General features: G+C 61.7%; 31 protein-coding genes. 9 read left to right on the top strand and 22 right to left on the bottom strand.

Annotation, left to right across the window (positions count from 1 at the left end):
• Positions 1 to 3 precede the first annotated feature (3 nt).
• The 14 genes from BMW87_RS00960 to BMW87_RS00900 all read right to left on the bottom strand — a co-directional run bounded on the left by BMW87_RS00960 (position 4) and on the right by BMW87_RS00900 (position 9,091).
• Complete coding sequence (locus BMW87_RS00960) at positions 4 to 228, bottom strand: DUF1799 domain-containing protein (RefSeq protein WP_218149732.1); 225 nt, start codon at positions 226 to 228, stop codon at positions 4 to 6.
• 89 nt (positions 229 to 317) lie between these two features.
• Entirely contained in the window at positions 318 to 629 is a 312-nt protein-coding gene (locus tag BMW87_RS00955; RefSeq protein ID WP_093073506.1) for a phage tail assembly chaperone, read from the bottom strand.
• A gap of 1 nt (position 630) precedes the next feature.
• The gene (locus BMW87_RS00950; RefSeq protein ID WP_093073504.1) at positions 631 to 1,278 is read right to left on the bottom strand and encodes a phage tail protein; all 648 of its coding nucleotides are present in this window, start codon (positions 1,276 to 1,278) and stop codon (positions 631 to 633) included.
• A gap of 107 nt (positions 1,279 to 1,385) precedes the next feature.
• Positions 1,386 to 1,742, bottom strand: coding sequence for a tail completion protein gp17 (locus BMW87_RS00945; protein ID WP_093073502.1), 357 nt, complete (start codon positions 1,740 to 1,742; stop codon positions 1,386 to 1,388).
• Positions 1,739 to 2,164, bottom strand: a complete 426-nt coding sequence (locus BMW87_RS00940) for an HK97-gp10 family putative phage morphogenesis protein (protein ID WP_093073500.1) — start codon at positions 2,162 to 2,164, stop codon at positions 1,739 to 1,741. Before BMW87_RS00940 ends, BMW87_RS00945 begins: the two co-directional genes overlap by 4 nt.
• 46 nt (positions 2,165 to 2,210) lie before the next feature.
• Complete coding sequence (locus BMW87_RS00935) at positions 2,211 to 2,540, bottom strand: phage head closure protein (RefSeq protein ID WP_093073498.1); 330 nt, start codon at positions 2,538 to 2,540, stop codon at positions 2,211 to 2,213.
• Positions 2,537 to 3,016, bottom strand: coding sequence for a head-tail connector protein (locus BMW87_RS00930; RefSeq protein WP_093073496.1), 480 nt, complete (start codon positions 3,014 to 3,016; stop codon positions 2,537 to 2,539). The genes BMW87_RS00935 and BMW87_RS00930 overlap by 4 nt, the downstream gene beginning before the upstream one ends.
• Positions 3,017 to 3,018: 2 nt before the next feature.
• On the bottom strand, positions 3,019 to 3,183 hold the full coding sequence (locus BMW87_RS35000; protein WP_177192703.1) for a hypothetical protein: 165 nt from the start codon (positions 3,181 to 3,183) through the stop codon (positions 3,019 to 3,021).
• 13 nt (positions 3,184 to 3,196) lie between these two features.
• Positions 3,197 to 4,531, bottom strand: coding sequence for a phage major capsid protein (locus BMW87_RS00925; protein WP_093073494.1), 1,335 nt, complete (start codon positions 4,529 to 4,531; stop codon positions 3,197 to 3,199).
• Between the two features lie 2 nt (positions 4,532 to 4,533).
• Positions 4,534 to 5,370: a head maturation protease, ClpP-related gene (locus BMW87_RS00920; protein WP_093073492.1), complete on the bottom strand. Its 837-nt coding sequence runs from the start codon at positions 5,368 to 5,370 to the stop codon at positions 4,534 to 4,536.
• Positions 5,348 to 6,622 carry a phage portal protein gene (locus BMW87_RS00915; protein ID WP_093073490.1) on the bottom strand — a complete coding sequence of 425 codons (1,275 nt, stop codon included), beginning with the start codon at positions 6,620 to 6,622 and terminating at the stop codon, positions 5,348 to 5,350. Before BMW87_RS00915 ends, BMW87_RS00920 begins: the two co-directional genes overlap by 23 nt.
• 11 nt (positions 6,623 to 6,633) lie before the next feature.
• Positions 6,634 to 8,382: a terminase large subunit gene (locus tag BMW87_RS00910; RefSeq protein ID WP_093073488.1), complete on the bottom strand. Its 1,749-nt coding sequence runs from the start codon at positions 8,380 to 8,382 to the stop codon at positions 6,634 to 6,636.
• Between the two features lie 3 nt (positions 8,383 to 8,385).
• Entirely contained in the window at positions 8,386 to 8,664 is a 279-nt protein-coding gene (locus tag BMW87_RS00905) for a hypothetical protein (RefSeq protein WP_093073486.1), read from the bottom strand.
• 148 nt (positions 8,665 to 8,812) lie between these two features.
• The gene (locus tag BMW87_RS00900; RefSeq protein ID WP_371258762.1) at positions 8,813 to 9,091 is read right to left on the bottom strand and encodes an HNH endonuclease; all 279 of its coding nucleotides are present in this window, start codon (positions 9,089 to 9,091) and stop codon (positions 8,813 to 8,815) included.
• A 91-nt stretch (positions 9,092 to 9,182) separates the two neighbouring features.
• On the opposite strand from BMW87_RS00900, the gene BMW87_RS00895 reads away from it, so the two are divergent.
• The 3 genes from BMW87_RS00895 to BMW87_RS00885 all read left to right on the top strand — a co-directional run bounded on the left by BMW87_RS00895 (position 9,183) and on the right by BMW87_RS00885 (position 10,870).
• On the top strand, positions 9,183 to 9,896 hold the full coding sequence (locus BMW87_RS00895; protein ID WP_093073484.1) for a hypothetical protein: 714 nt from the start codon (positions 9,183 to 9,185) through the stop codon (positions 9,894 to 9,896).
• Positions 9,897 to 10,161: 265 nt separating this feature from the next.
• The gene (locus tag BMW87_RS00890) at positions 10,162 to 10,335 is read left to right on the top strand and encodes a YegP family protein (protein ID WP_093073482.1); all 174 of its coding nucleotides are present in this window, start codon (positions 10,162 to 10,164) and stop codon (positions 10,333 to 10,335) included.
• 70 nt (positions 10,336 to 10,405) lie between these two features.
• Positions 10,406 to 10,870, top strand: coding sequence for a hypothetical protein (locus BMW87_RS00885; protein ID WP_093073480.1), 465 nt, complete (start codon positions 10,406 to 10,408; stop codon positions 10,868 to 10,870).
• A gap of 155 nt (positions 10,871 to 11,025) precedes the next feature.
• On the opposite strand, the gene BMW87_RS00880 is transcribed toward BMW87_RS00885, so the two are convergent.
• The 5 genes from BMW87_RS00880 to BMW87_RS00860 form a co-directional block, all read right to left on the bottom strand.
• The gene (locus BMW87_RS00880; RefSeq protein WP_093073478.1) at positions 11,026 to 11,568 is read right to left on the bottom strand and encodes a DnaJ-like cysteine-rich domain-containing protein; all 543 of its coding nucleotides are present in this window, start codon (positions 11,566 to 11,568) and stop codon (positions 11,026 to 11,028) included.
• Positions 11,565 to 11,819 (bottom strand): hypothetical protein, encoded by a 255-nt coding sequence (locus tag BMW87_RS00875; RefSeq protein WP_093073476.1) that lies wholly within the window; start codon positions 11,817 to 11,819, stop codon positions 11,565 to 11,567. The genes BMW87_RS00880 and BMW87_RS00875 overlap by 4 nt, the downstream gene beginning before the upstream one ends.
• A complete protein-coding gene (locus tag BMW87_RS00870; protein WP_093073474.1) occupies positions 11,806 to 13,638 on the bottom strand; it encodes a toprim domain-containing protein in 1,833 nt (610 codons plus the stop codon). Before BMW87_RS00870 ends, BMW87_RS00875 begins: the two co-directional genes overlap by 14 nt.
• Positions 13,635 to 14,537: a hypothetical protein gene (locus BMW87_RS00865; protein WP_093073472.1), complete on the bottom strand. Its 903-nt coding sequence runs from the start codon at positions 14,535 to 14,537 to the stop codon at positions 13,635 to 13,637. The genes BMW87_RS00870 and BMW87_RS00865 overlap by 4 nt, the downstream gene beginning before the upstream one ends.
• A gap of 125 nt (positions 14,538 to 14,662) precedes the next feature.
• Positions 14,663 to 14,962: a helix-turn-helix domain-containing protein gene (locus tag BMW87_RS00860; protein ID WP_143062545.1), complete on the bottom strand. Its 300-nt coding sequence runs from the start codon at positions 14,960 to 14,962 to the stop codon at positions 14,663 to 14,665.
• Between the two features lie 123 nt (positions 14,963 to 15,085).
• On the opposite strand from BMW87_RS00860, the gene BMW87_RS34640 reads away from it, so the two are divergent.
• On the top strand, positions 15,086 to 15,322 hold the full coding sequence (locus tag BMW87_RS34640; RefSeq protein ID WP_143062544.1) for a hypothetical protein: 237 nt from the start codon (positions 15,086 to 15,088) through the stop codon (positions 15,320 to 15,322).
• Positions 15,323 to 15,332: 10 nt separating this feature from the next.
• On the opposite strand, the gene BMW87_RS00855 is transcribed toward BMW87_RS34640, so the two are convergent.
• Positions 15,333 to 15,566, bottom strand: coding sequence for a YdaS family helix-turn-helix protein (locus tag BMW87_RS00855; protein WP_093075098.1), 234 nt, complete (start codon positions 15,564 to 15,566; stop codon positions 15,333 to 15,335).
• Positions 15,567 to 15,644: 78 nt separating this feature from the next.
• Here BMW87_RS00855 and BMW87_RS00850 point away from each other — a divergent pair, with 78 nt between their 5' ends.
• The 4 genes from BMW87_RS00850 (at position 15,645) to BMW87_RS34635 (ending at position 17,456) form a co-directional block, all read left to right on the top strand.
• Positions 15,645 to 16,067, top strand: a complete 423-nt coding sequence (locus BMW87_RS00850; protein WP_177192702.1) for a helix-turn-helix domain-containing protein — start codon at positions 15,645 to 15,647, stop codon at positions 16,065 to 16,067.
• A gap of 103 nt (positions 16,068 to 16,170) precedes the next feature.
• Positions 16,171 to 16,587 (top strand): hypothetical protein, encoded by a 417-nt coding sequence (locus BMW87_RS34995; protein ID WP_177192701.1) that lies wholly within the window; start codon positions 16,171 to 16,173, stop codon positions 16,585 to 16,587.
• A 217-nt stretch (positions 16,588 to 16,804) separates the two neighbouring features.
• Entirely contained in the window at positions 16,805 to 17,005 is a 201-nt protein-coding gene (locus tag BMW87_RS34990) for a helix-turn-helix domain-containing protein (RefSeq protein WP_177192700.1), read from the top strand.
• Positions 16,995 to 17,456, top strand: coding sequence for a DUF6941 family protein (locus tag BMW87_RS34635; protein WP_143062543.1), 462 nt, complete (start codon positions 16,995 to 16,997; stop codon positions 17,454 to 17,456). Before BMW87_RS34990 ends, BMW87_RS34635 begins: the two co-directional genes overlap by 11 nt.
• Positions 17,457 to 17,549: 93 nt before the next feature.
• On the opposite strand, the gene BMW87_RS00835 is transcribed toward BMW87_RS34635, so the two are convergent.
• Positions 17,550 to 18,326 carry a hypothetical protein gene (locus BMW87_RS00835; protein ID WP_093073462.1) on the bottom strand — a complete coding sequence of 259 codons (777 nt, stop codon included), beginning with the start codon at positions 18,324 to 18,326 and terminating at the stop codon, positions 17,550 to 17,552.
• Positions 18,327 to 18,435: 109 nt separating this feature from the next.
• Between BMW87_RS00835 and BMW87_RS00830 the strand changes: the two genes are divergently transcribed.
• Positions 18,436 to 18,732 carry a hypothetical protein gene (locus BMW87_RS00830; protein ID WP_093073460.1) on the top strand — a complete coding sequence of 99 codons (297 nt, stop codon included), beginning with the start codon at positions 18,436 to 18,438 and terminating at the stop codon, positions 18,730 to 18,732.
• Between the two features lie 102 nt (positions 18,733 to 18,834).
• Here BMW87_RS00830 and BMW87_RS00825 read toward each other — a convergent pair whose 3' ends face one another.
• The gene (locus BMW87_RS00825) at positions 18,835 to 19,512 is read right to left on the bottom strand and encodes a hypothetical protein (RefSeq protein WP_093073458.1); all 678 of its coding nucleotides are present in this window, start codon (positions 19,510 to 19,512) and stop codon (positions 18,835 to 18,837) included.
• Positions 19,513 to 19,533: the final 21 nt, after the last annotated feature.

The following is a 19,533-nucleotide window of genomic DNA, read 5'->3' as shown; positions in this document are numbered from 1 at the left end:
TGGCTATTGCGAGTTCTGCTCGCGCATGTAGTGAAGCGCTCCGCGCTCCATGACGCGGATGTCTTCGAAGAGAGCCGCCCAGTCCGCCCGAGGCACGCCAGCCAGCCGGAAGACCGCCGGCAGCGCCCCATAGTCCAGCCCGGTTGCACCAGCAAAGCCGGTGCGCCACTGGGTGGTCAGCTTGTAGAAAACCGAAAGGGCAGCCTGGTGCTCGGGCCAACATTCCACCGAAAAGCTGGCCTCCTCTACCGTCAGCCCGAGCTCGGCCGCTTCATACGGCGTTGCATCGGGCGTATAGATGGCCCTGGCCAGCTCGATCAGCTTTTTTCTTTGGCCTTGATGAGCTCGCTGATGTACTTGTCGCGGATCGCCATGGGCGCCGTGATGTAGTTCTGCGCGAGCAGCTTCACGTTCTCCAGGTTGAACGGATCGACCAGTTCCCAGCCAGTGGCCACGGCCATCACCTGGTCTTCGATCGACATCTCGGCCATCTGCTTGATGAACTCGTCCATTTCATCGCGGGTGCGATGCTTGAACGTGATTTCGACCTTCTCGGCTTCGAGGCCTGGCCGGCAGATCTCGACCATCGCCTTGAAGGTCGGGTTGGGGTTGAGACTGATTCGTGCCATATCAGTTCGCGTAGCGGATGAAGCGGCCTTGGCTGCGGAAGGTCGCAGTCACGGTCATGATCTGGTTGGCATCCAGCTTCGGCTCGGGGTCGAAACCGACGTTGACGTTGTAGTAGATCGAACCCCCGCTCGGCAGTTGGGCGCGCAGGATGCGGTTCTTGCCGTCCTGGTCGGCGGCCAGCAGCACGGCGTTCCAGGCCTGCGCGGCGTCGTCGGCGAGCGTGAGCGTCAGCACCTTGGCCTTCCTGAAGGTGTTCTTGCTGCGCTCGATGCCGTCTTCCAGGTAGACCCACTCGACCGACTGCTGTTCGCCGCCGGACGATGCGTTCTGCATCACCTGCGAGATCTGTTGCCAGGTCAGTACCTTGCGCACCGAACCAAGGCCACTGCCCGCAGGGAAGCGCGTCAGATCAGTGGAGTCGTGGCCTTCGAGGTTGAAGGTGTTCGCGGTCGAACCGGCGACGCGTGCGGGACGGTCATTCAGCAGTGGCCAGCCCGAGGTCACCTCCAGGATGTCGCCGTTGGTCAGGCCGTGGGCAGTTGCTGTCGCCTGCGGGGGCGCGGCATTGCTCAAGATGGTGAACGGAATCGCAGCGGCGTAGCTGGCGGCGAGCGAGAAGATCGTGCCGTTAGGGAGCGATGCACTCATGGTGATGGCCTTTCAGAGGAAATCCGGGCGATGCCGGTGGTTGCAGAGCCCGGAGCGGGCAGAAAAAAGCCCGCTGCGAGGCGGGCCGGGTTGGAAAAGGTTGCGGTCTATCGGTCGGACCAGATGCTGAAGTCCTGGCGCGAGCCGCGCAGCTTTGTCTCGGAGTCGTAGTCGGCGATCTGGCCGCCGACGACCTCGACCTGGAATTCGGTTGCGAGCAGCATCGCGTTCTCGATCTGCAAGCCGATTGCTGCAGCTTCCTTGCGCGTCGCGGCCCACACTGCGGCCTGAAAACGACCGTTCTTCTTCGAAGGCAAGGCGCGCTCGACGAATGCGATCGGTGTGCCGCCGACCTGCTGGTACACGATGTAGGGCGTCACGGCGTCTTCCGGCGCGACATCGGGATATGCATGGCCGTCAACCAGGGCGGCGAGCACGTTGTGAAGATCTGCCTCGACCGTCATATCGCCTTCTTCACTTCCTGGACCAGATAGGCCCGAGCCACTTCCATCGCGAAGTCACGACGCGCCGCGTAGGCCGGGCGCAGAAACGGGTGTGCCGGAGCCCGGCTCGTACCGAACTCGACCATGAAGCCATAAGGCACCTTCTGGTGATTCCACGCGATGTGATACGTCGCCCTCGCCTTTCCGCTGTTGTCCTTCGAATAGACCTGGTAGATCGCGTTGCGCAGGCTGCCGGGCTCGAAGTAGTAGCGGACTCCCGTTGACTTGCTGTTCTTGCCGTAGAAGTAATGCGGCTCCGCGGACTGCGGCACCCTCAGTCGGGCTTCAAGGTAGAGTTCTTCGGCCCCTGCTTGGGCAGCGGGGCGAATCGATTCCTCTGTGGCTCGCTGGATGCCGTCCAGCCATGCATCGGCGCCCGACATGTCGAAGCCGATGTGAAAAGCACTCCCGTCCGGGTTGCCTCGACCGTTAGCCATTGTTGGCACCCGTCTCGCAGACCAGGTCGATGTACTGGCGGCTTTGCTTGTTCGGCAGGACGGCCTTGATGTCGTAGATCCGGCCTTCGTCGTCCACGACACGCATGCTCGCGAGCACGTCCGTGCGCCGGCGGATGCGAATGCTGGCCTTGACGATGCTCACGGGCGAATCTGCGCGCGCGGATTCGAGCCCCGACAGAAAGCGTATGTCCGCCCACACCGAATCGAGCACAGGCCACCCAGGAATCGGCTGACCGAGCTCGTCCTGCACCGTGCCGGCCTGCTGGATGGCGATCCAGTCCTTGAGCGTGCCGGCTCTCACGGCATCATCACCCGGCGGTAGGGGCGAAGCAGCGCGCGAGCGCCGTGCGGGAGTTCAACCGCGGTCGCGGCGATCACCACGTCTTCCCGACTTTCGAACAGATGCCCCAGGATCAGCAGCACCGCCGAGATGATGCTCGGATTGACGACGATGCCATTGAGCGCCCGCGCCCTGCCCGCCCGGGCAGCACGAAGTAGCGACTCCGCGATGTCCACGGCGTCGCGGCGATCGCTGGCGTTCTCGATCAGCGCCGCCGCAGCGATGGCCTCTTCGTAGGCAACGCGTGCGGCGGTCAACGATGCGGGCAGCGCCTCGATTGCGGTGTTCATCGCATCGGAATCGGCGTAGATGACTCGGTTCAGATACTGCGAGGCATGGTCTTCCGCACCCGCCATGTACGGCCCGATCTGCTCCTGCGGGTACGTTGCACCCACGCGCAGGTGCGCACGAGCCTGATCGAGCGTAATGACGGGCATGGTCAGCCCTTGCCTTTCGCCTTGGGCTGCTTGTCGTCGCTCTGCTCCAAGGCGTCGAGCTCACGCGCACCAGCTTCGAGTTCCGGCGGACATTCGTCGCCCGCCTGGTACTCGACCGGGTAGATCTCCCCGTCGGGGACACCCTTGAACGGCTTGCTTAGCTTCATGGTGTCCCCCTGCTTACGCCGAGATCTTCAGCGCACGCATCGGCTCCGGGTTGTGAACGCCGCCACCAACACGCTTGGTCGTGTAGAACAGCACGTAGGGCTTCGCAGTGAACGGGTCGCGCAGGACGCGCACGCCGACACGGTCGTACACCGTATAGGTGCGCTTGAAGTCACCGAACAGGGCCGGCACCGAATTGGCGGCGATGTCGGGCATGTCCGGCACCTCGGTGATCGGAAAGCCGGCCAGGGTGGCGGGCTGGCCGGCCACATAGGACGGCTGCCAGAGGTAGTTGCCCTGACCGTCTTTCAGCTTGCGGATCGTGCCCTGCGACTTGCGATTCATCGCAAATCCAGCGTTCGCGGTGAATGCCGAAGGCAGGTCGTAGATGAGGTCAACGATCCCGTCCGAGGTGATCGCAGCCGCTGCGCCGCTGTTCACGGTCTTGATCGCGCCGAAGGGATGCTTCGCTGCGTTGGCGCCGCCGGTGACGTAGGTGAGGATGCCGAACGGCTTGTTCGTGCCGTCGCCGGAGAAGAATGCGGCGCCCTCCTGCTTGGAGAACTCAGTCTCCACCTCACCCGCGAGCCAGGCTTCGAGGTTGATGGCCGAGTCGTCGAGGATCTGCTGGGTGGCCGCCGGGTTCGCATAGATCTCGCCCCAGCCGAAGCCGAGCGAAGCGAAGGTGCCGGTAGCAGTCTGCGGACGCGCCGCGGTCTCGCCAACCCAACCCGATGCGGTGCCGCCCAGGTTGAACAGCTTGGTCAGGCCAGCCCCCGACACCGGCTGCACGGTGGCCAGCTGACGCATCGAAGAGACGAGCACGAGCTTGTCGGTGATGGTGCGATCCCACTCCACCGGGGCGAGGTAGCCGCCTTCGCCGTCCGCGCCCTTGTTGAGCGCCGCCTGGACATCACCCTTCTTGAAGTGCGCGCGGAACGCACCGGTGTACTCGGCATCCGCCACGGCCTTGCCGCCGGTCCCTGCGCCCATCTGGGCCGCTGCCAACTTCACATTGGTGTCGTCAACCTCCCTCTGCAAGCGGGCGATGTCCGCGTTGATGTTCTCGACTTTCAGGGCCTGCAGCGCATCGGCGTTGCCCTTCTTGATGTCTTCGAGCTGCTTGGTGTGCTCCTCCTTGAAGGTGGCGAAGGCCTTGTTGAGTGCTTCGACCGTGGCCTTGATGTCACCCGGAGGGCCACCGTCCGCGCGAACGGCAATGAGGCCGCGCGGGACGGGATTCGCGGAAGCCTTGGCAGCGACCGCATCGACGGCGGACGCATAGGCGGCACCGGCGGCCAGGACGGAGAGTGCGGCAACAGCCGCGAGAGAGATGAGAGTGCGTTTCATGGTTAGACCTTGAGGGAGTTGGTGAGAGAAAGCAGCAAAGCTGCGGTTTCGCCAGCGCCCGGCATGGCGGCTTCAGAGGCAGCGCCCGGCGTGCCAGTGAAAAGGGACTTGAAGGCATCACGGCGAGCGGTTCGGGAATGCCCCGCACGCGCCATCGACGCTTCGATCAGCGCGAGAGCCTTCTTGCCGCCCTGCGCCTTGGTGTCTTGGGTGATGTCGGAACGCTCGATCAGGCCAGTGGCAAAGCCGTCATCGACCGCTTGCGCCGCGCTGATCCAGGTTTCCTTGTCCATCAAAGTGGCGGTCTCAGCCTTCGACAGGCCGGTGCGCGAGGCATAGACCTGCGCCATCGCGTCGTCGAACGGTGCCAGCCGTGCGGCTGCGTCGGCCATGTCGTGGCGGTTGCCGATGGCGACGGCCCATGCGTTGTGAACCATCAGGAACGCGCCATCACCCATCAGGATCTCGTCGCCGGCCATCGCGATCACGGACGCCGCCGAAGCAGCAAGCCCCATCACGCGCACCGTGACCTTGGCCTTGTGCTCGCGCAGCATGTTGTAGATGGCGACACCCTCGAAGAAGTCGCCGCCAGGAGAGTTGACGTTGACCGTCACGTCTCGGGCGCCGATGCTGCGCAGTGCCGCGCTCATGCGCTTGGCCGTGAAGCCCTGCCCGTCCCACGACTCACCGATGGCGTCGTAGATGGAGATGGAGGCCTCGCCTTCCACTGCGGCGCGCACCTCCGGCTGCCAGCGCTCGAGCGCATCAGGGCGAACGTCGAACTGTGCGACGCCCAGGCGGTGATCGGCCCGGATCTCAGGCAGGTTCAGGAGGCTCATCGTTGTTCCTTGATGCCGGCTTGCCCGGCTGGGTCATCGGGTTGCGCAGTGCGTCGGTTTGTGGGTCGGCAGATTTCGGGAGGTCGGACAGCTCACGCACCTCGTTCTGCGACATCCAGGGCGCTTGGCCGCCGGCGCCGAGCGCCTTGGAGAAGAAGGCAGCCTGGTCAGCCAGCGTGCCGCGCAGCAGCGCGCCTTCGTTGAACTTGTATTGCAGGCGTCCGAGTTGCTCCTCGGGAAGAAGGCAGCGCGCGGCTGCCTGCTCCCAGGACACGAACCAATGCGATAGCCCGTACTGGATGAAGAAGATCGCCAACTGCTGAATGCCGCTGCCCCAGCTCGTGTCATCCATCATCAGAAGCGGCCTGGGCACGCCGTACATGCGCGCGGCTTCCTCGATCTGGTGGTTTCGGTTCTCGATCTGCTGCGACTCGGATGCCGTGCTGGCGAACTTGTTGGCCTTCGCGTTCTCCTCTAGCAACATCCAGCGGCCGGCGTTCTCCGCGCCCGTGTAGTCGGTGTCGAGCGACGACTTCATCCGGTTGTAGGCGTTCTCGGAAAGCTCCTTCGGAACTTCGATGGCACCGCCCGCCATGACACCGGTCTTGAACGTCCGCGACGCCGCGCGCTCCGCCTGCTCGGCCAGCTCCAACGCATCGCGACCCAGCTTGACACGCGAGATTCCGTTAATGCCGTCAAGCGACAGATCGCGCAGGTGAAACACTTCTTTCGCCGGCAGACTGATCTGATTGCCGTCGGGCGTCGTGTAGTCGTACTGCATCTGCCAAGCGCTATTCAGACGCGGCTTGGTCGAACCACGATCCATCGGGATCAAGCGGATCGGCCGGCTGCCCGACCAGATCACGCGCGCGAAGGACTGCCCGTCGAGCAGGGCCCGCAGTTGCAAGAGGCTCTTGAACTCGATGGGCGTCTGCCAGTCGTTGGGCTTGTATTTCAGCAGCCGGTGCGCCGGGTTGTCGCTTTGCACCTGCTTCTTGTCGTCGCTGCTCTGCAGATTCACCGGCAGCATGCCGATCGATTCGGAGATCAGCGTCACGCAACGCAGCACTGCCATGTTCCGAAGGCTGCGGTCACGGGCCGTATCCACGCCGGCCGTGGTTCCGCCGCGGATGTACTCCAACAGCGCCGGATCGTCGAGGCCGCTGAACTGATGCCCCTGCGAGGCCTCCGCGCGCGGACGCGACTGCACCTCCGACGCATTCGAGCGCCGGAAGAAGTCGAGAATCTTCATTCAGTCGGTCCTTACAGGAAGCGGATGCCCCGGGTTTCGTAGACTGAGTTACCTCGCGCCTCGGGGTTGAGCGACAGAAGCGTCACTGCGTTGAACGTGGCCATCAGCGGGTCGATCTTTGCGGTGCCGGAGGCCTGCTTCGTGATCACGATGGCGTTGCCCTTCGGCTCGACCTTCGCGTTGCCGACCGACCAAGCCATCAGGGGCTGACCGCCATGGATCAGCGCGCCCTCGGCGAGTTTTCGTTCGGTCGTCTTGATCGCGCCGGTCATCTTCCAGCCCTGGCTGATGCCAATCACCTTCTCTTCAGGCACCTCGGCCTCCACAAGGGCATCCAGGATGCCGCCCAGCCCCGCCGGGTCGCAGCCGATCTTGTCCAGCAGACCCGATGCCTCGCACTGAGCGGCGACATCAGCCGCTCCCGCCACGTCTTCACCGATCGCGCTCACCAGGATCAGGTCGCCGTCCTTGGCGAAGTCCTGCAGGCGCGGGGCAATCTCCTTGCGCCGTTCGAGTACCGAGGGATGTGCCCACGCGCGGGTCCACAAGAGCCAACGCTTGCGCAGAACAGTCTTCGCTGGGACAACGGCTTTCGTTTCTTCGTCGAAGTGCTCCGGGATGAGGAACTCTTCAGCCTTCCTGCGCCGGCCGGCCACCGCGGCGCCGAGCAAGTCGTCCAGACCACCGCCGTCGATTCCCATGTCCACCACTTCGCACTCGTCGAGCAGTTGCTCGAGGGTCAGACCAGGAACCTCGGCTCGTGGCACCCAGAAATCGGCACCCGCCCAACGGTCGGACCGCAGATTCATGCCGATCTCGACGTTCAGGTGCTTGGCCAGGAACTCCTTGAAGTCCTTCTCGCCGCCCTCCAGCGCCTGGCTGTGCAGCTGCGTGATACGCGCGATGTCCACCGACGCGCCCCAGTTCGGGTTCGTCACATAGGCATTCGCCAGATCCTTGTGCGCTCCCGCATCCAGCATGGACTGCGGGAACTCGTAGATCACGGGCAGGAACCGCGGATCCTTGATGAGCCCATCGCGCACCTTGCGCGCGTAGCTCAGTTTGTCCTTGAACACGCCGGCCGGCGGCTCGGCCGACTGCGTGGTGGCGTAGATCACGAACCCATCGGGCCGCGATGTCAGGCCACCCGTGGCCTCCAGCAGCATGTTCGAGGCCTTGGCCTGCTTGCCGAACTCGTGCAGTTCGTCAACGAAGACGAACGAGGCCTTCTTCCCCGAAACCGTGTCACTGTCTGCGGCCACCACCTTCAGCGTCGCCGCGTTGTCACGGTGGGTGATGGTGCGGAAGTAGTCCTGCACCTTCAGCATGGCCGCCAGGTCGTCGTCCGCCTTGATCATGTCGCGGATCGGCTTGTAGCTGTTGTCCGCAATCTCCTTGGTCGGCGACAGGATCAGCAGTTCCGCCGAAGGTCGCCAGTTCAACACCAGCGCCGTCAGCATGATCCCGGCCGCAGCGGTCGATTTCATGTTCTTCTTGCTGACCATGAAGAAGAACTCGTTGATCAGCCGGCGCCCTTGGTCGGCGTCATAGGATCCGAAGATCGCGCGTACCCAATCCTTCACCCAGGGCAGGCAGGCCTCGCGCATGGTCGGCTGACCAGCCACATCCACCAGGACCAGGCCGCCGAAAACATCCCACGCCTCATCCGCTTGCGCCTTGAAGAGCGGCGGCGAGGAGATGAGGCTCTCGCGCGCCACGATCCTGCGCTCCCAATCGACGCAGGCGGTGGACCACTCCACGAGTTACTTGCTCGCGACCAGGCGCGGGCCCTGCCGCACCGCGTACTTGCCGCCAGCGGGGCGCTCAGGCACCGCCGGCTTGGGCGCTTCAGTCTTCTTGGCATGCTGGACGCCCAGCAGCGCGATTGCGGCCTTCAACTGAGCCGGGCTCGGGTCCAAAAGCCCCTGCATGGCCATCGTCAGGAACTCTTTCGAGTCTTCGGTGGTTGCCGGGTCCACGGTTTTCGGCTTGCGGCCGGCGCCCGGACGGGCACCACCGCTGCGTCCTTTGACACCTGCCATTTGATTTTCCTTTGATTCCGGGGCGTGTTTTGCGCGTGAGGAACCTGGTGGTTTCCTGCACATCGGGTCGGCAGGCTTTCGATGCCCCCTCCCCCTCGTCGCCGCCCCTGCGCCGCATCAGGCGGGCCGTGGCTGCACGATCTCGACCTCAGTAGCCTCTTGCCCTTGCTCTCGCCTGCTCGTCCGTCTTGGCCTTGTGGCACGGCACGTCGCATAGAGGCTGCAGGTTGCTGTCGTCGTTCGTCCCGCCATCGGCCAACTCGACGATGTGGTCGATGTGATCCCGACTCGATACCCAGACGGCGCCGCACTTGGCGCAGCGGTAGCCATGACGCTGGGCCACGCGCTCCCGGGTCGCCATCCATCCCCTACCGCGCTGTCGCTCCACCGTGCCGGCCTTGGCCTGCAGCACTGGAGTGCGGGTCAATCGGGCGGCAGCCAACCTCGGCTTAAGCGTTGGGAGGCTCATGTGTTTCTTTTTTCCACGACGGCATACTCCAGAAACGAGGAGAAGGAACATGGGAAAAAACTACACCAGGATCGGCATCGTCATCTCGGTCGTCTACAGCTTGGGACTCGCATACATCCTGTATCGGCGCTGGGACGAACTGTTTGGACTAAAGCTCAACGAGTTCGGAGATCTACTGGCCGGAGCGTTTGGGCCTCTGGCCATCCTCTGGCTCGTTCTTGGCTACTTCCAGCAGGGTATAGAGCTAAGGCTCAATAGCGACGCATTGCACCTGCAGGCAAAGGAGCTAGCTCACTCGGTTGAGCAACAACGAGAACTCGTCAAGGTCGCTCGCGATCAGTATCAATCCGATCGTGAAGCGATGGAACACCAGATAAAAGCCTTCGCAGCCGAACAGGAAAGAATCCGGGTCGGTGCATTGCCCAAGTTCACCCTCTCCTTCGGCGGATCGCACGGTGCCGACAGCACACATTCAATAAATTTTGCGAACTACGGTCAGACCTGCACGGACCTTCGCCTTGTGGCGGAAAGCACTGAGGTGCGCTTCATACCTGATTCAGTTCTTCTTCTCAGGACGGGGGAAACAGCAAAGTTCCAGTTCACGGTCCCGAGAACCCCTCCGTTCGAAGAGACGAAGGTCGATCTTTCATTCACTGACGGCCTTGGAAACTTCGGCCGCTACGAATACAAGATGACGTTTAAGGAGGGAGACGACTATTTCACTGCTCGGCTCGATCCAGTCGATGCGCACAAGGCAGGGTGAGCACCATCACTCGAATTGGGGATGCCCCTGTCGGTTGCTCGTGATTACCATCGGCGCGTTCAGTTAGCCTGAATTCGGGCAGCGATGGCTCCGAGTAGCACCGCAGAACGCTGGATGCTTTCGAGTTTCTTCCTCGCATCTTCATCATCGATTGCGAAGAAGTTAAGAGCCCATCGGCAACCTCGGTGGGTGTATTCGGCCGCGTATTCGGTTTGGGCCCTCCACCCATCCATGTGCGCGCATTCATCCATGTGAGGAGGCTCCTATGTACTTTGAAATCTACCCCTCTGGCTTCTTCTGGCGGTGGCGCCTCAAAGGGGCCAACCACGAGATCATTGCGTCTGGCGAGGCATACACCAACAAGGATGGATGCCTGCATGCCATCGAACTGATGAAGCAGACGACGGTATATACGCCTGTCTACGAGCGTCAGGCATAACCCCGATCCGCATCGCCGCTGTAAGCAAACTGTTTCACTGCCAATTCGACGGCACTACCAAGGACTAGCCATGGACGAAGACATCGAGGCCATCTCCGAGCAAGCCAAAGAGCCGGTAGCCGCTCAGGACCCAGCGATCAACCGAGACGGATTCCTTCAACTTTTGTGCTCGCTCGTTGCAGCAAGCGATGGCGGCGGACTGCCCGTTACTCTGTCGATTAACGGCATGTTGGTCTCGGGAACGATCATCAGCGCAAAAGCATACTTTTCCGCGATGGCACAGACTCTCGCCAACGGAATTTACCAAGACGAAAAGACGCCGGAGAGAGCAAAGTTCGAGCAAGACATTGCCAACATGCCTAATACTCCAGACGGCAAACCACCTCTCGCAGAAGGACTTCAGTTCATCCATCTTCGTGACGCGAAGTTTCTTGCCGCCAGTGGCGAAAGCATGAACGTCACGAGCAGCGTCCTGTGGCGCGGTCGGATCAGCAAGGTCGCCGGCTGGTCGTTCGGAGCATTCTCCAAGGCCTAAATGAAAAACCCGCCAAGCTTCCGCAAGACGGGTTGTCAATCTGAAGAGAAAGCTCCGCCATCAAGGGTTGAGCTGCTCTTATTTTTCCCGGCTCACCCGGGATTTGTACAGGCCACACCATTTTAAAGCGGAAACGGCAGCCGTGTAAATTGTTTTTACTTTGCAGCCCCGGCTGCAGCGACCTTCAGGTCCAGATACCCCGCGATCTGCTTCATCGCCTCCGGCCCTGCCATTGCCTGGTGCTTCTCCATGTGGGCCACGAGCCAGTCGGCGACCTCGGCGTGCTCCTTGAAGATCTTACTCAGCGATGTACGGCCGGTGCCCTTGCAGGGCTTGCACTTCACGCCCAGTGTGGTGCTGCCCGGAATGACCGTTGCCCCATGGCCGCCGCAGTTGTCGCAGGTCGGATTGCGGTGCCAGGCGACGCAGCCCTGCGCCAGGTCGTAGGCCTGCACACGGTTGAGCTTCACCTTCATCGCCCTAGCCTGCCGCCATGCGTCGTCGGCCAGGATCTCGACCAGCTCACGCGCCGCGGTGCTGTCACCCAGGAACAGCCGCTGCAGCGCCACGGCCAAGGGGAACTCACGGGCAGCGAGCCCCATCGCTCCCAACACGTCCGAGTCCGAGCGGGTCGTGCGCTCGTTGATCTCTAGGTTCGTCGAGCGAACTGCACTGGCGTAGCGCTCGATCACGTTCATGCGCGGCCTTTCAGGCTGTCGCCGATCCGTGCCGCCAAGTTGCGCCTGCTGCTGTCGATCGACGGCCGTCCCGTTGCATCCTCCAACCGGCGCAGCAGTTCCTTCATCTCGGTGTCCGTGAGTTGGCCTCGTTTTTTGAGCAGGCCGGCGAAACCTGCAATCACCTCGGCCGTGGCCGCTCGGTGCGCATTCATGGTGTCGGCGAAGAAATCTGAAGCTTTAAGGTACTGCTCGAACTCACGCATGCTCATAGGGCGGCTCCTGGTCTTGGATTGAGAACTCCACGAAGCGCAGCGGATAGCGCCTCGGGCTGGTGCGGTATTGCTGGGTTGGCTTGTCGAACCACAGACGCAGCGTGTAGTCCTGCACTCCGTCTTCGCGCTGCTTCTTCAGGATCAGCTTGGCGTCGATGCCGTCCTGTTCCTCTTTCCACTTGGCGAGTGCTTCGGGGTCGTTCGGGTTGGCGGGTGCCTCGTCCTTCTGGGCACGCCAGATCGAGAACACGTTGTCGGCGCCGTTGACGATGCCCCCTGCTCCGGCGACTTCCATCTTTCCGGGCGCCTCGGTTTCGTCGCGCAGCTTGCGCGGATGCGCCACCAGGTGGACGTGGACGTTGTGCGTCTTCTTGAACGACACGAGTTTCTGCACGGCCTCGTTCTGCTTGGTGATCGCGCCGGGACCGTCCTGGGGAACGTCGATCATCATCAGGCTGTCGATGACGAAGTGGCGCACGCCATACCGCCGCGCTGCATAGGCGAACACTTCGAGCAAGCGATCCAGCTTCGCCACGCCCACCAGGTCGAAGAGCCACAAGCGCTCGCGGAACCAGGCGCCGATGGCGCGGATGTATTCCCGACTCGGGCGGTCCAACCCGCTTGCCTGCTTGTGCAGTCGTTTCAGGTGGCGGGCTGCGCCCATCTCGCCGGAGAAGATCACGACGCGCTCGCCCTGCAACATCAGCCCGAGCAGGATCTGATCGAGCATCAAGCTCTTGCCATGTCCGTTGATGCCAGTCCAGCAGGTGTACTCGGCGAGCCGGAAGCGGAACCAGTCGAGCTCCTTGTCGATGTACAGCGCCGGATCCAGCGGGGTTCCTGGCGGCGGATAGAACAGCGCCTCTACGGCCGCGGTGTAGTCGTTGGCGTTGCGCAGTTCATCGGGATCGAGTGGCCGCGCATCCTCCATCGCCTGCTGAAAATCGACGGCCTCGGCACCGTCCTGCAGCCACTGATTCGCATCCTTGGCGCCCAGTCGCACGCGACGGCAGCGCTCCACGCCCAGGCGGTTGATAACCTCGGCCGCGCCCTTGTCGCCCGCCTCGTCGTTGTCGAAGCAGATCAAGATGTCGTCGAAGCGTTCGAGCCTTTCCCAGTCGTGTTCGATCCACTGGTGATTGCCGGCCCCCTGGTTCACGGACAACGCTGGCACGCGCATCTGGTGCAACGTCATGGCGTCGATCTCGCCTTCGGTGATCGTGACCGTGCGCGCCTTTGGGTCGATCAGGTGCCAGCCGAAGAGGCATGGCGCCGCGTCCTTTTCCTGCCGCATGTCCCTCTTTTCGTCGGGATTGCGGTACTTGATGTTGATGAGTTCGCCATGCTCATCGATGAACGGGAAGACGGCGTAGGTCTTGCCGTGCTGCACCTGCTCGGCGACCTTGAACGCGCGAATCGTTTCCTCGGTCAGCCCGCGTCCGATCAGCCACTCGGCGGCACGAGCTTTCGCTGCCGGCGCGCGCGGGCTTTCGGGCCGACGGAAGGTCCGTTCAGGCGGACGCGGGAAGTCGTCACGGATGCCGAGATGCCGCTTGATGTCCTTCATCGCCTCGGCCATCGACTGGTTGCGGCAGGCCATCCACAGGTCGATCAGGTCGCCCGCCTGGCCACGCGCGAAGTCGGACCACACGCCCGCCTTGTGCCCACGGATGCACACCGAAAGGCTGTCGCCGGGCTCGCCATCGGTGTTGCCGGCCTTCCACTCGCCTCCCTTGGCCTTGCCCTGCGGCAGCAGCAGTCGAGCGATCTCGGCGGCCTGGCTGGCCAGCATCTGCTTCACCTCGGCGGCGTTCAAGCGGTCGCCTCCTGCGGCACGCGCTTGCCGTCCTGGAACTCGCGGTAGTTGCCGAGGTGGCAGCGTTCGTTTTGCGCTTCCGCGATGTGCGTGAACCCCGCAACTTCCCACCACACACGGCCATCTGCATCGACCGGTGCAGGCTTGGCGCCCGGGATTTCATCCTCCCATCGGGCTTGGTTGAGCCAAGTCGCGGCGTGGGGGATGTACCGCCCCTTCTCCCGCCTGTCGAGGTGCGGCTTCTGTGCTGCCAAAGCACCGAGGATCGTGGCCTGCAGTGCTTCGTCCGGCGCCAGCTTGATCCAGGCCTTCAACGCAGCCTCCCTCCCGATCTTGCGGGGATAGGCTGCGTAAAACCCCGCGAATCCCGGAAGGCTTTCGATGCCTGCTGTCGAGGACTTGCGCAGCCGCTTCCCCCCTTGGGGGGTAAGGGGGGTATTTCCGGAATCAGGAATCAGGGATCGGGAATCAGGAATCAGCCCGATTGCCACGGTGTCGCCGCCACCTGTGCATGGTGCGGGCACCGTGCTTGCACCATGCAAACCTTGTGCATTGACGGTTTCAGCATCGTCGTCGCACGGTCCAGGAAGGCTACTTGCCTTCTCGTCCTTGTGCGGGTTCTGGTGCTTCTCGAAATTCACCACCTGCAGGTATCGCGCATCGCCATGCTGATAGCGTGCCACCACGCCGATCTTCGCGAGTTGATCCAAGAGCGCATCGCAGTCCATGTTGTCTGCGGGGAATAGCTCCATCTTGATCTGCTTCGGCCGGTCTTCAAGGCGCCCTTTGCGATCGGCGATCGTCCACAGCCCGATGAACAGCAAACGGGCCTCGTAGGGAAGCTCAACCAGGTCCGCGTTGCGGAAGAAACCTGGTTTGATATTGCGTGCGCGGGCCATTTACTGTGATCTCCAGGCTCTGCCCTCATGGGCCATGCACCACATCGCACTCGACCAGGAGCGATGGATGCGCAGGTAGTAGAGAAAGTGCGCGACGTAGATCACGCGGTTGATCGGCGCGCGCATCAGTCCCACTCCAAGGTGCGGACGGTCTGCACAGCGCTCAGGTGCTGCTTGGCCATCAGCAGCAGGGCATCGACGTAGTCGGGTGGGAAGCAGCGCATGTCTTGGCCGACGACGCGCAGGCCCGCATGTGCCATCACCAAAGCCAGCTTGTCCAGGTGATCGCTGAGCAGCCTGGAGACCGTGGACTCGCTCACCCCCATGGCCGCGGCAATGGCGGTCTGAGACGCATCGCGCTGGGTCGCCTTGAGGATGCTCGACACGATCTTGCGAGCGCGGTCTTCCGGAGGCTCGACGGTCACGTTGCAGCTCCCTGCATCGATGTGTGCAGGCTTGCAGCGCCGTGCGGCCAATTGCGGCCGGTGCAAGAACGTGCGGCGCGTCTTGCTGGTGCTTGCGGGCAAGCGCGCCCAGACTGCCCAGTCATGAACACACCCCATGCCCTGCCAGCCGCCCACGATCCGGACCTCATCCACAACAGCACGCGGACAACGCTGAGCACCAATGCCGATCCAACAGGACGAGCCCCGGCACGGGTGATGCTGCGCACCAGCAGGCTGGTCATTCGGTGGCTCGATGGCGACGTGGATGTGCGATTCGCCGCACAGGAGGTCGACGTCACACCGAGAGGCCGTGCTGCACCGCGCACGGACAAACGATGAACGGCGGACATCAGGCAGTTGCCTTGCGCGGGCGGCGCTTCGAGTTGCGCAGCACACCCCAGGGCACATCCGGGCGGAGGTCTTCGCAGAGCACGCCCGTTTCCCGCTCGATTGCGGGGCAGTGCTCTGCCGGCACCTTCTTTCGAAATGCCCACATCCCGGGGGTAGATCCACCGACACCGATCAGCTCGGCCAGCTTCAGCCGGCTCCCCGCAATCTCAACAGCCTTCAGGAACGCTTCCATGACAACTCCTTACTCAAACACGATAGAAGCCTATATCCTAACACGATCGAATTTAAAAGCTGTGGGAGAATTTCGTTCGTGAAGACAATCGCAGAACGAGTCAAGGCGGTCCGGCAGGAGTTGGGCTGGAGCCAGGTGCAACTGGCAGAAGAAGTGGGCGTGTCCCAAAGCTCGATCGGGAACATCGAATCGGGCTTCAGGCAGCGCCCGCGGGAACTCGTGTCCATCGCAAAGGCGCTACGTGTCTCGCCCGAGTGGCTGGAGACGGGCAAGGGGCCCAGGACCGAGCGCGCCTCGCTCAAGCTCGTGGGAGCCGACGCGGAGCCGTCAGTGCGGGCGCTGGTGGAGTACCTGGCCGAGATCGCCGCTCAGCAGCGGCCGACTCTTCGAAAGAATTTGGCGAACTTACTGGTCGATCTGATCGAGCACCCCGAGGACACGGCGCTCATCGAGCAAACCATTGCGGACATCGAGCGGTTCTTTTCAAAAGGCCGGGACTAGCGGGGCCGCCTGAGAGATCGGGAGAATGCGGAGACTGAGGCAAACCAAGGCATGACAAAATGCTTCTTCGGTTACTAGACATGCATATCATGCTCGATATACAATGGCATCCCTGACGATCTGCGAAGAGGCTGACCATGAGCTTGATTCGCTCTACGATGAGCGCGAAGATGACGCTGCATTGATCGATGTTCTTCTTCAAGAACTTTCAGCTGACGAGGGCGCACTTGAGTCCTTGTGGAGAGACACACCCAAGTGGGAATGGCGCTTTAAGCCGCCATATGAGGTCAAGCGTTTCGGCGAATGCTGGAAACGTGGCAAACGCATCTACATCTTGAAGGTCTATGACCTTGAAGGCCACCTTTGCGACTACCGAGTAATCGTCGGTCACGATCCAGCGACCGATGACTACGTAGTGCTCGCCACACCTCATCGAGATTTCAACTATGAACCAACATCACCTGAGTTTGCTGACATCTTGGCGAGATACGACCGCTCCGGTCTTACTTCCAGTAAGTAAGACAGGCAGTTGTGTAGCGGCGCTGGCTATTATCCCTGTGCTGGTATTTGAGGCCGCGCATTGGACTGAAGTTAACGCTCCGCGCGCGATAACTATCGCAAACCGTGGCGCTCGACTGGAGGCAAATCCAAAGCGAGCTGCAGCATTGACGCGTGCGCGAAAGCGACTCGGCTCAATAGTGGAAGCGGCAAACTCAGAGCACTCGAGCCTTGCATCTATGCGGCTGAAAGCGGGCCTTTCGCAAGCACAGCTTGCTGAAAAAATGGGAACTCAGCAAAGCAATATATCCCGGTGGGAGCGAGATCCCGGCGACTTGAAGGGCACAACAATCCTTAAATTAGCCGCCGCCTTAAATGTCGATGGCAATGCAATATTGAAAGTTATCAGCATCACTGATGAGGTAGTCGGTGAAGCTTGAACGATTTATCTTTTGTCAATATTGCGACGATGTCCGCTACGAGGTGGATGGAAAAATCTCGCTTGTTGGCGTTTACCCGGGTGGTCTTGTCATAAATGCGAATTTGCCCGCCACCATTTCAAAGCTATTCGTTGTCTGCAATTTGGCAACACCCAAAGAAAAACCCTTCCAAAAGGTGGCCATTCGCATTCTTCTTGGCGATAAAGAGGTTGTGAAGGCCGAAGTACCTCAAGAAGAGCTATCTGAATCTGCGCTTCAATTACGCAATCCTAGTGGCAAGGGATATATGCTCACCATGGCATTCCCGCTGTTTAGTCTTCTAATTGAGAATGCAGGTTACATTACCGTCGAGTTGGAGTCTGAGGAGGGAGTCTTCCAAGCCAATAGATTGGAGATCCGCGTTGGATCTGGTCTCCCTCCAGATGCTCAAGGTATTGCGAGCGCTACATGATGATCTTTTTTTGAGCGGACGCGCCATACCTTTAGACATGATGATTGAATCTAAGCCCGCCCGTGCGGGCTTTTTCATGGACTGCGGCTATGGCTACCACCGCCCGTCCAGCACGATCTGCGACACCCGCACCCGCTGCATTACTGAACTGATCCCGAACGCAAGCGCAACGTAGTCAGCACACTTGGCCAGCAGCGCCTCGCCGCTCGTGCTGTAGAGGTCGGCACAGACCGTGATCTTGAGCGGGGCGACGAAGCCGGCGGGCCAGTAAGTCGTGGCCTCCATCTGGTCAACGTGCCGCCTTGTGGCACAAGCGATGGCAGTCGCGGCCAACTCACCCCAGCCACGCCGCCGGAACGCAGGAGCCATCCAGGCCTGGTCAAGCTCAACCTCCAACTCGACCTCGTCATCCATGCCATCGAAGGCATCAGCGATCCACTTCAGGCCGAACGAGACGAAGCCAACAGCGCCACCGCCGCCGCGATCAGTCACGACCGCCAGCAGATCGGTTGCCACATACGCACGCACCGCAGACCTCGCTGCGAGAACTTCCCCGCCATGTTCCGTGTAGAGATCGAGGCTGCTCCCAAGCCCACGGAGTTTCGTTTCCCGCAATGGCGCACCGCTGAGCCGGCTGAGCCCCTCCTCCGTCCTGTAGGTCTCGTCGGCTCCGTGCAGCTTGCGTAGCTGCTGCGCCCAGGCTCGCATCCGAGCGCACTGCCGAGTGACGATGTAGACCACGCCCCTCACGTTCTCGTAGAACTCCTCATCGTCCCAGGCGACAGGCGTCACAGCATCCGGGTAGACAGGATCGATCGGCTTGGTCAGCCGGAGGAACAGAGGGTGGCGACGGCCGCGAGGTTCAGGCATGCGCTTTTCTAGCGCGGATCCTCGGAAAGCTTGAACACGGGCTTTTCGGTCGTGATCGGCATCGCATTAACCGACCTTTTCCGGTACGCTGATGCCATTGGAGACGGAAATGCTTAAGCTGCTCAACACAGGATGGATCGCACACAAGTACGGCAAACGGCGCTGGATTCACTACGCGCTCGCAGCGGCTTTCCTATTCGGGTTTGGCTTTGCCATCGCGAATTTCTTAACTATTCCTGCGATGCTGAATTCTGGCGCCGACACAGCGCTCGCCGGATGGACATTTCTCAGTTTCGCCTGTCTGTCAATGCTCGCCCTTATCTACAGCATCTGGCTCAGCTATACCGATGAGGCGCATGGGACCTACGTCGAGGTCGCGGAGCGCTATCGCACCCACGGCTGGTAGAGTCTTGCTTTCCAAATCAAGCCCGCCCCGCGCGGGCTTTTTCATGCCCGGGGCCGGAATCGGGCCGCCACGCTTTACCGTTGAAGCGCGACTACCGAACTCCTATGACGCGAACAACGCGGCGCGCCAGCGCCTGCGAAGTGGCTCGTGATCGCCAGTTCGGATGTCCATGGTCACGGTCAAGCCTGGAACGCAGCCGAGGCGGAGTTTTCCCCAAAAGCCTAGAGATGTTCCCACCTCATGCATGGCCGTGATGGGTAGCGGCTGGCCGCCTGCTGCGCATTGCTGCGAGATGGTTAGCAAGACGCTGCTCGCGTAGCCCTGATCCCTGAACTGGGGCTCGATATGCAAACCATCCACATACACGCACTCGAAAAGCGGCGACACCCCATATCCAACGCGCCCCACCCGCTCGCCGTTCGACGCGAACACGGCCACGTCGAACCACGGATTGGGGTCAACGAAACTGCCCAACCCCGGTCTTTTCAGCACACGCAACGTGACCGGCGGTAGGGACGCAGTACGCGTGATCGGCCGCCGACGGACTCTGCTCAGTAGTCGTTTGATCATGAAGCCCCCTGTTCGACCACAGCGTAGCTCATCTCGCCGTTCGAAGACTTGGTCTAGCCCCTCCCCCTTTATTGCCTGCAACAGCAGGTGCCCGGGGCCGGCATCGAACCGGCATGCAGGCAGGTAGATCCTGAGGAAGCTTGAACACAGGCTTTCAGTCGTACTGCTGCCACTTTGCAGGAGGCCGGAAAACACCACCGCCTGGATCATCGGGGGGCACCGTCAAGACTC

This window comes from Variovorax sp. OV084 (assembly GCF_900111625.1).
In the GTDB taxonomy this organism is placed as follows: Bacteria; Pseudomonadota; Gammaproteobacteria; order Burkholderiales; family Burkholderiaceae_C; genus Variovorax.
Note: the sequence above shows the minus strand (reverse complement) of the source record. Positions and strands in the feature narration are given on the sequence as shown.

Excerpts from the sequence above, each read along its gene's own strand:
- BMW87_RS00955 (WP_093073506.1), bottom strand. The coding sequence starts at position 629 with ATGGCACGAATCAGTCTCAACCCCAACCCGACCTTCAAGGCGATGGTC.
- BMW87_RS00950 (WP_093073504.1), bottom strand. The coding sequence starts at position 1,278 with ATGAGTGCATCGCTCCCTAACGGCACGATCTTCTCGCTCGCCGCCAGC.
- BMW87_RS00945 (WP_093073502.1), bottom strand. The coding sequence starts at position 1,742 with ATGACGGTCGAGGCAGATCTTCACAACGTGCTCGCCGCCCTGGTTGAC.
- BMW87_RS00940 (WP_093073500.1), bottom strand. The coding sequence starts at position 2,164 with ATGTCGGGCGCCGATGCATGGCTGGACGGCATCCAGCGAGCCACAGAG.
- BMW87_RS00930 (WP_093073496.1), bottom strand. The coding sequence starts at position 3,016 with ATGCCCGTCATTACGCTCGATCAGGCTCGTGCGCACCTGCGCGTGGGT.
- BMW87_RS35000 (WP_177192703.1), bottom strand. The coding sequence starts at position 3,183 with ATGAAGCTAAGCAAGCCGTTCAAGGGTGTCCCCGACGGGGAGATCTAC.
- BMW87_RS00925 (WP_093073494.1), bottom strand. The coding sequence starts at position 4,531 with ATGAAACGCACTCTCATCTCTCTCGCGGCTGTTGCCGCACTCTCCGTC.
- BMW87_RS00920 (WP_093073492.1), bottom strand. The coding sequence starts at position 5,370 with ATGAGCCTCCTGAACCTGCCTGAGATCCGGGCCGATCACCGCCTGGGC.
- BMW87_RS00915 (WP_093073490.1), bottom strand. The coding sequence starts at position 6,622 with ATGAAGATTCTCGACTTCTTCCGGCGCTCGAATGCGTCGGAGGTGCAG.
- BMW87_RS00905 (WP_093073486.1), bottom strand. The coding sequence starts at position 8,664 with ATGGCAGGTGTCAAAGGACGCAGCGGTGGTGCCCGTCCGGGCGCCGGC.
- BMW87_RS00895 (WP_093073484.1), top strand. The coding sequence starts at position 9,183 with ATGGGAAAAAACTACACCAGGATCGGCATCGTCATCTCGGTCGTCTAC.
- BMW87_RS00890 (WP_093073482.1), top strand. The coding sequence starts at position 10,162 with ATGTACTTTGAAATCTACCCCTCTGGCTTCTTCTGGCGGTGGCGCCTC.
- BMW87_RS00885 (WP_093073480.1), top strand. The coding sequence starts at position 10,406 with ATGGACGAAGACATCGAGGCCATCTCCGAGCAAGCCAAAGAGCCGGTA.
- BMW87_RS00880 (WP_093073478.1), bottom strand. The coding sequence starts at position 11,568 with ATGAACGTGATCGAGCGCTACGCCAGTGCAGTTCGCTCGACGAACCTA.
- BMW87_RS00875 (WP_093073476.1), bottom strand. The coding sequence starts at position 11,819 with ATGAGCATGCGTGAGTTCGAGCAGTACCTTAAAGCTTCAGATTTCTTC.
- BMW87_RS00865 (WP_093073472.1), bottom strand. The coding sequence starts at position 14,537 with ATGGCCCGCGCACGCAATATCAAACCAGGTTTCTTCCGCAACGCGGAC.
- BMW87_RS34640 (WP_143062544.1), top strand. The coding sequence starts at position 15,086 with ATGAACACACCCCATGCCCTGCCAGCCGCCCACGATCCGGACCTCATC.
- BMW87_RS00855 (WP_093075098.1), bottom strand. The coding sequence starts at position 15,566 with ATGGAAGCGTTCCTGAAGGCTGTTGAGATTGCGGGGAGCCGGCTGAAG.
- BMW87_RS34995 (WP_177192701.1), top strand. The coding sequence starts at position 16,171 with ATGGCATCCCTGACGATCTGCGAAGAGGCTGACCATGAGCTTGATTCG.
- BMW87_RS34990 (WP_177192700.1), top strand. The coding sequence starts at position 16,805 with ATGCGGCTGAAAGCGGGCCTTTCGCAAGCACAGCTTGCTGAAAAAATG.
- BMW87_RS00835 (WP_093073462.1), bottom strand. The coding sequence starts at position 18,326 with ATGCCTGAACCTCGCGGCCGTCGCCACCCTCTGTTCCTCCGGCTGACC.
- BMW87_RS00830 (WP_093073460.1), top strand. The coding sequence starts at position 18,436 with ATGCTTAAGCTGCTCAACACAGGATGGATCGCACACAAGTACGGCAAA.
- BMW87_RS00825 (WP_093073458.1), bottom strand. The coding sequence starts at position 19,512 with ATGATCCAGGCGGTGGTGTTTTCCGGCCTCCTGCAAAGTGGCAGCAGT.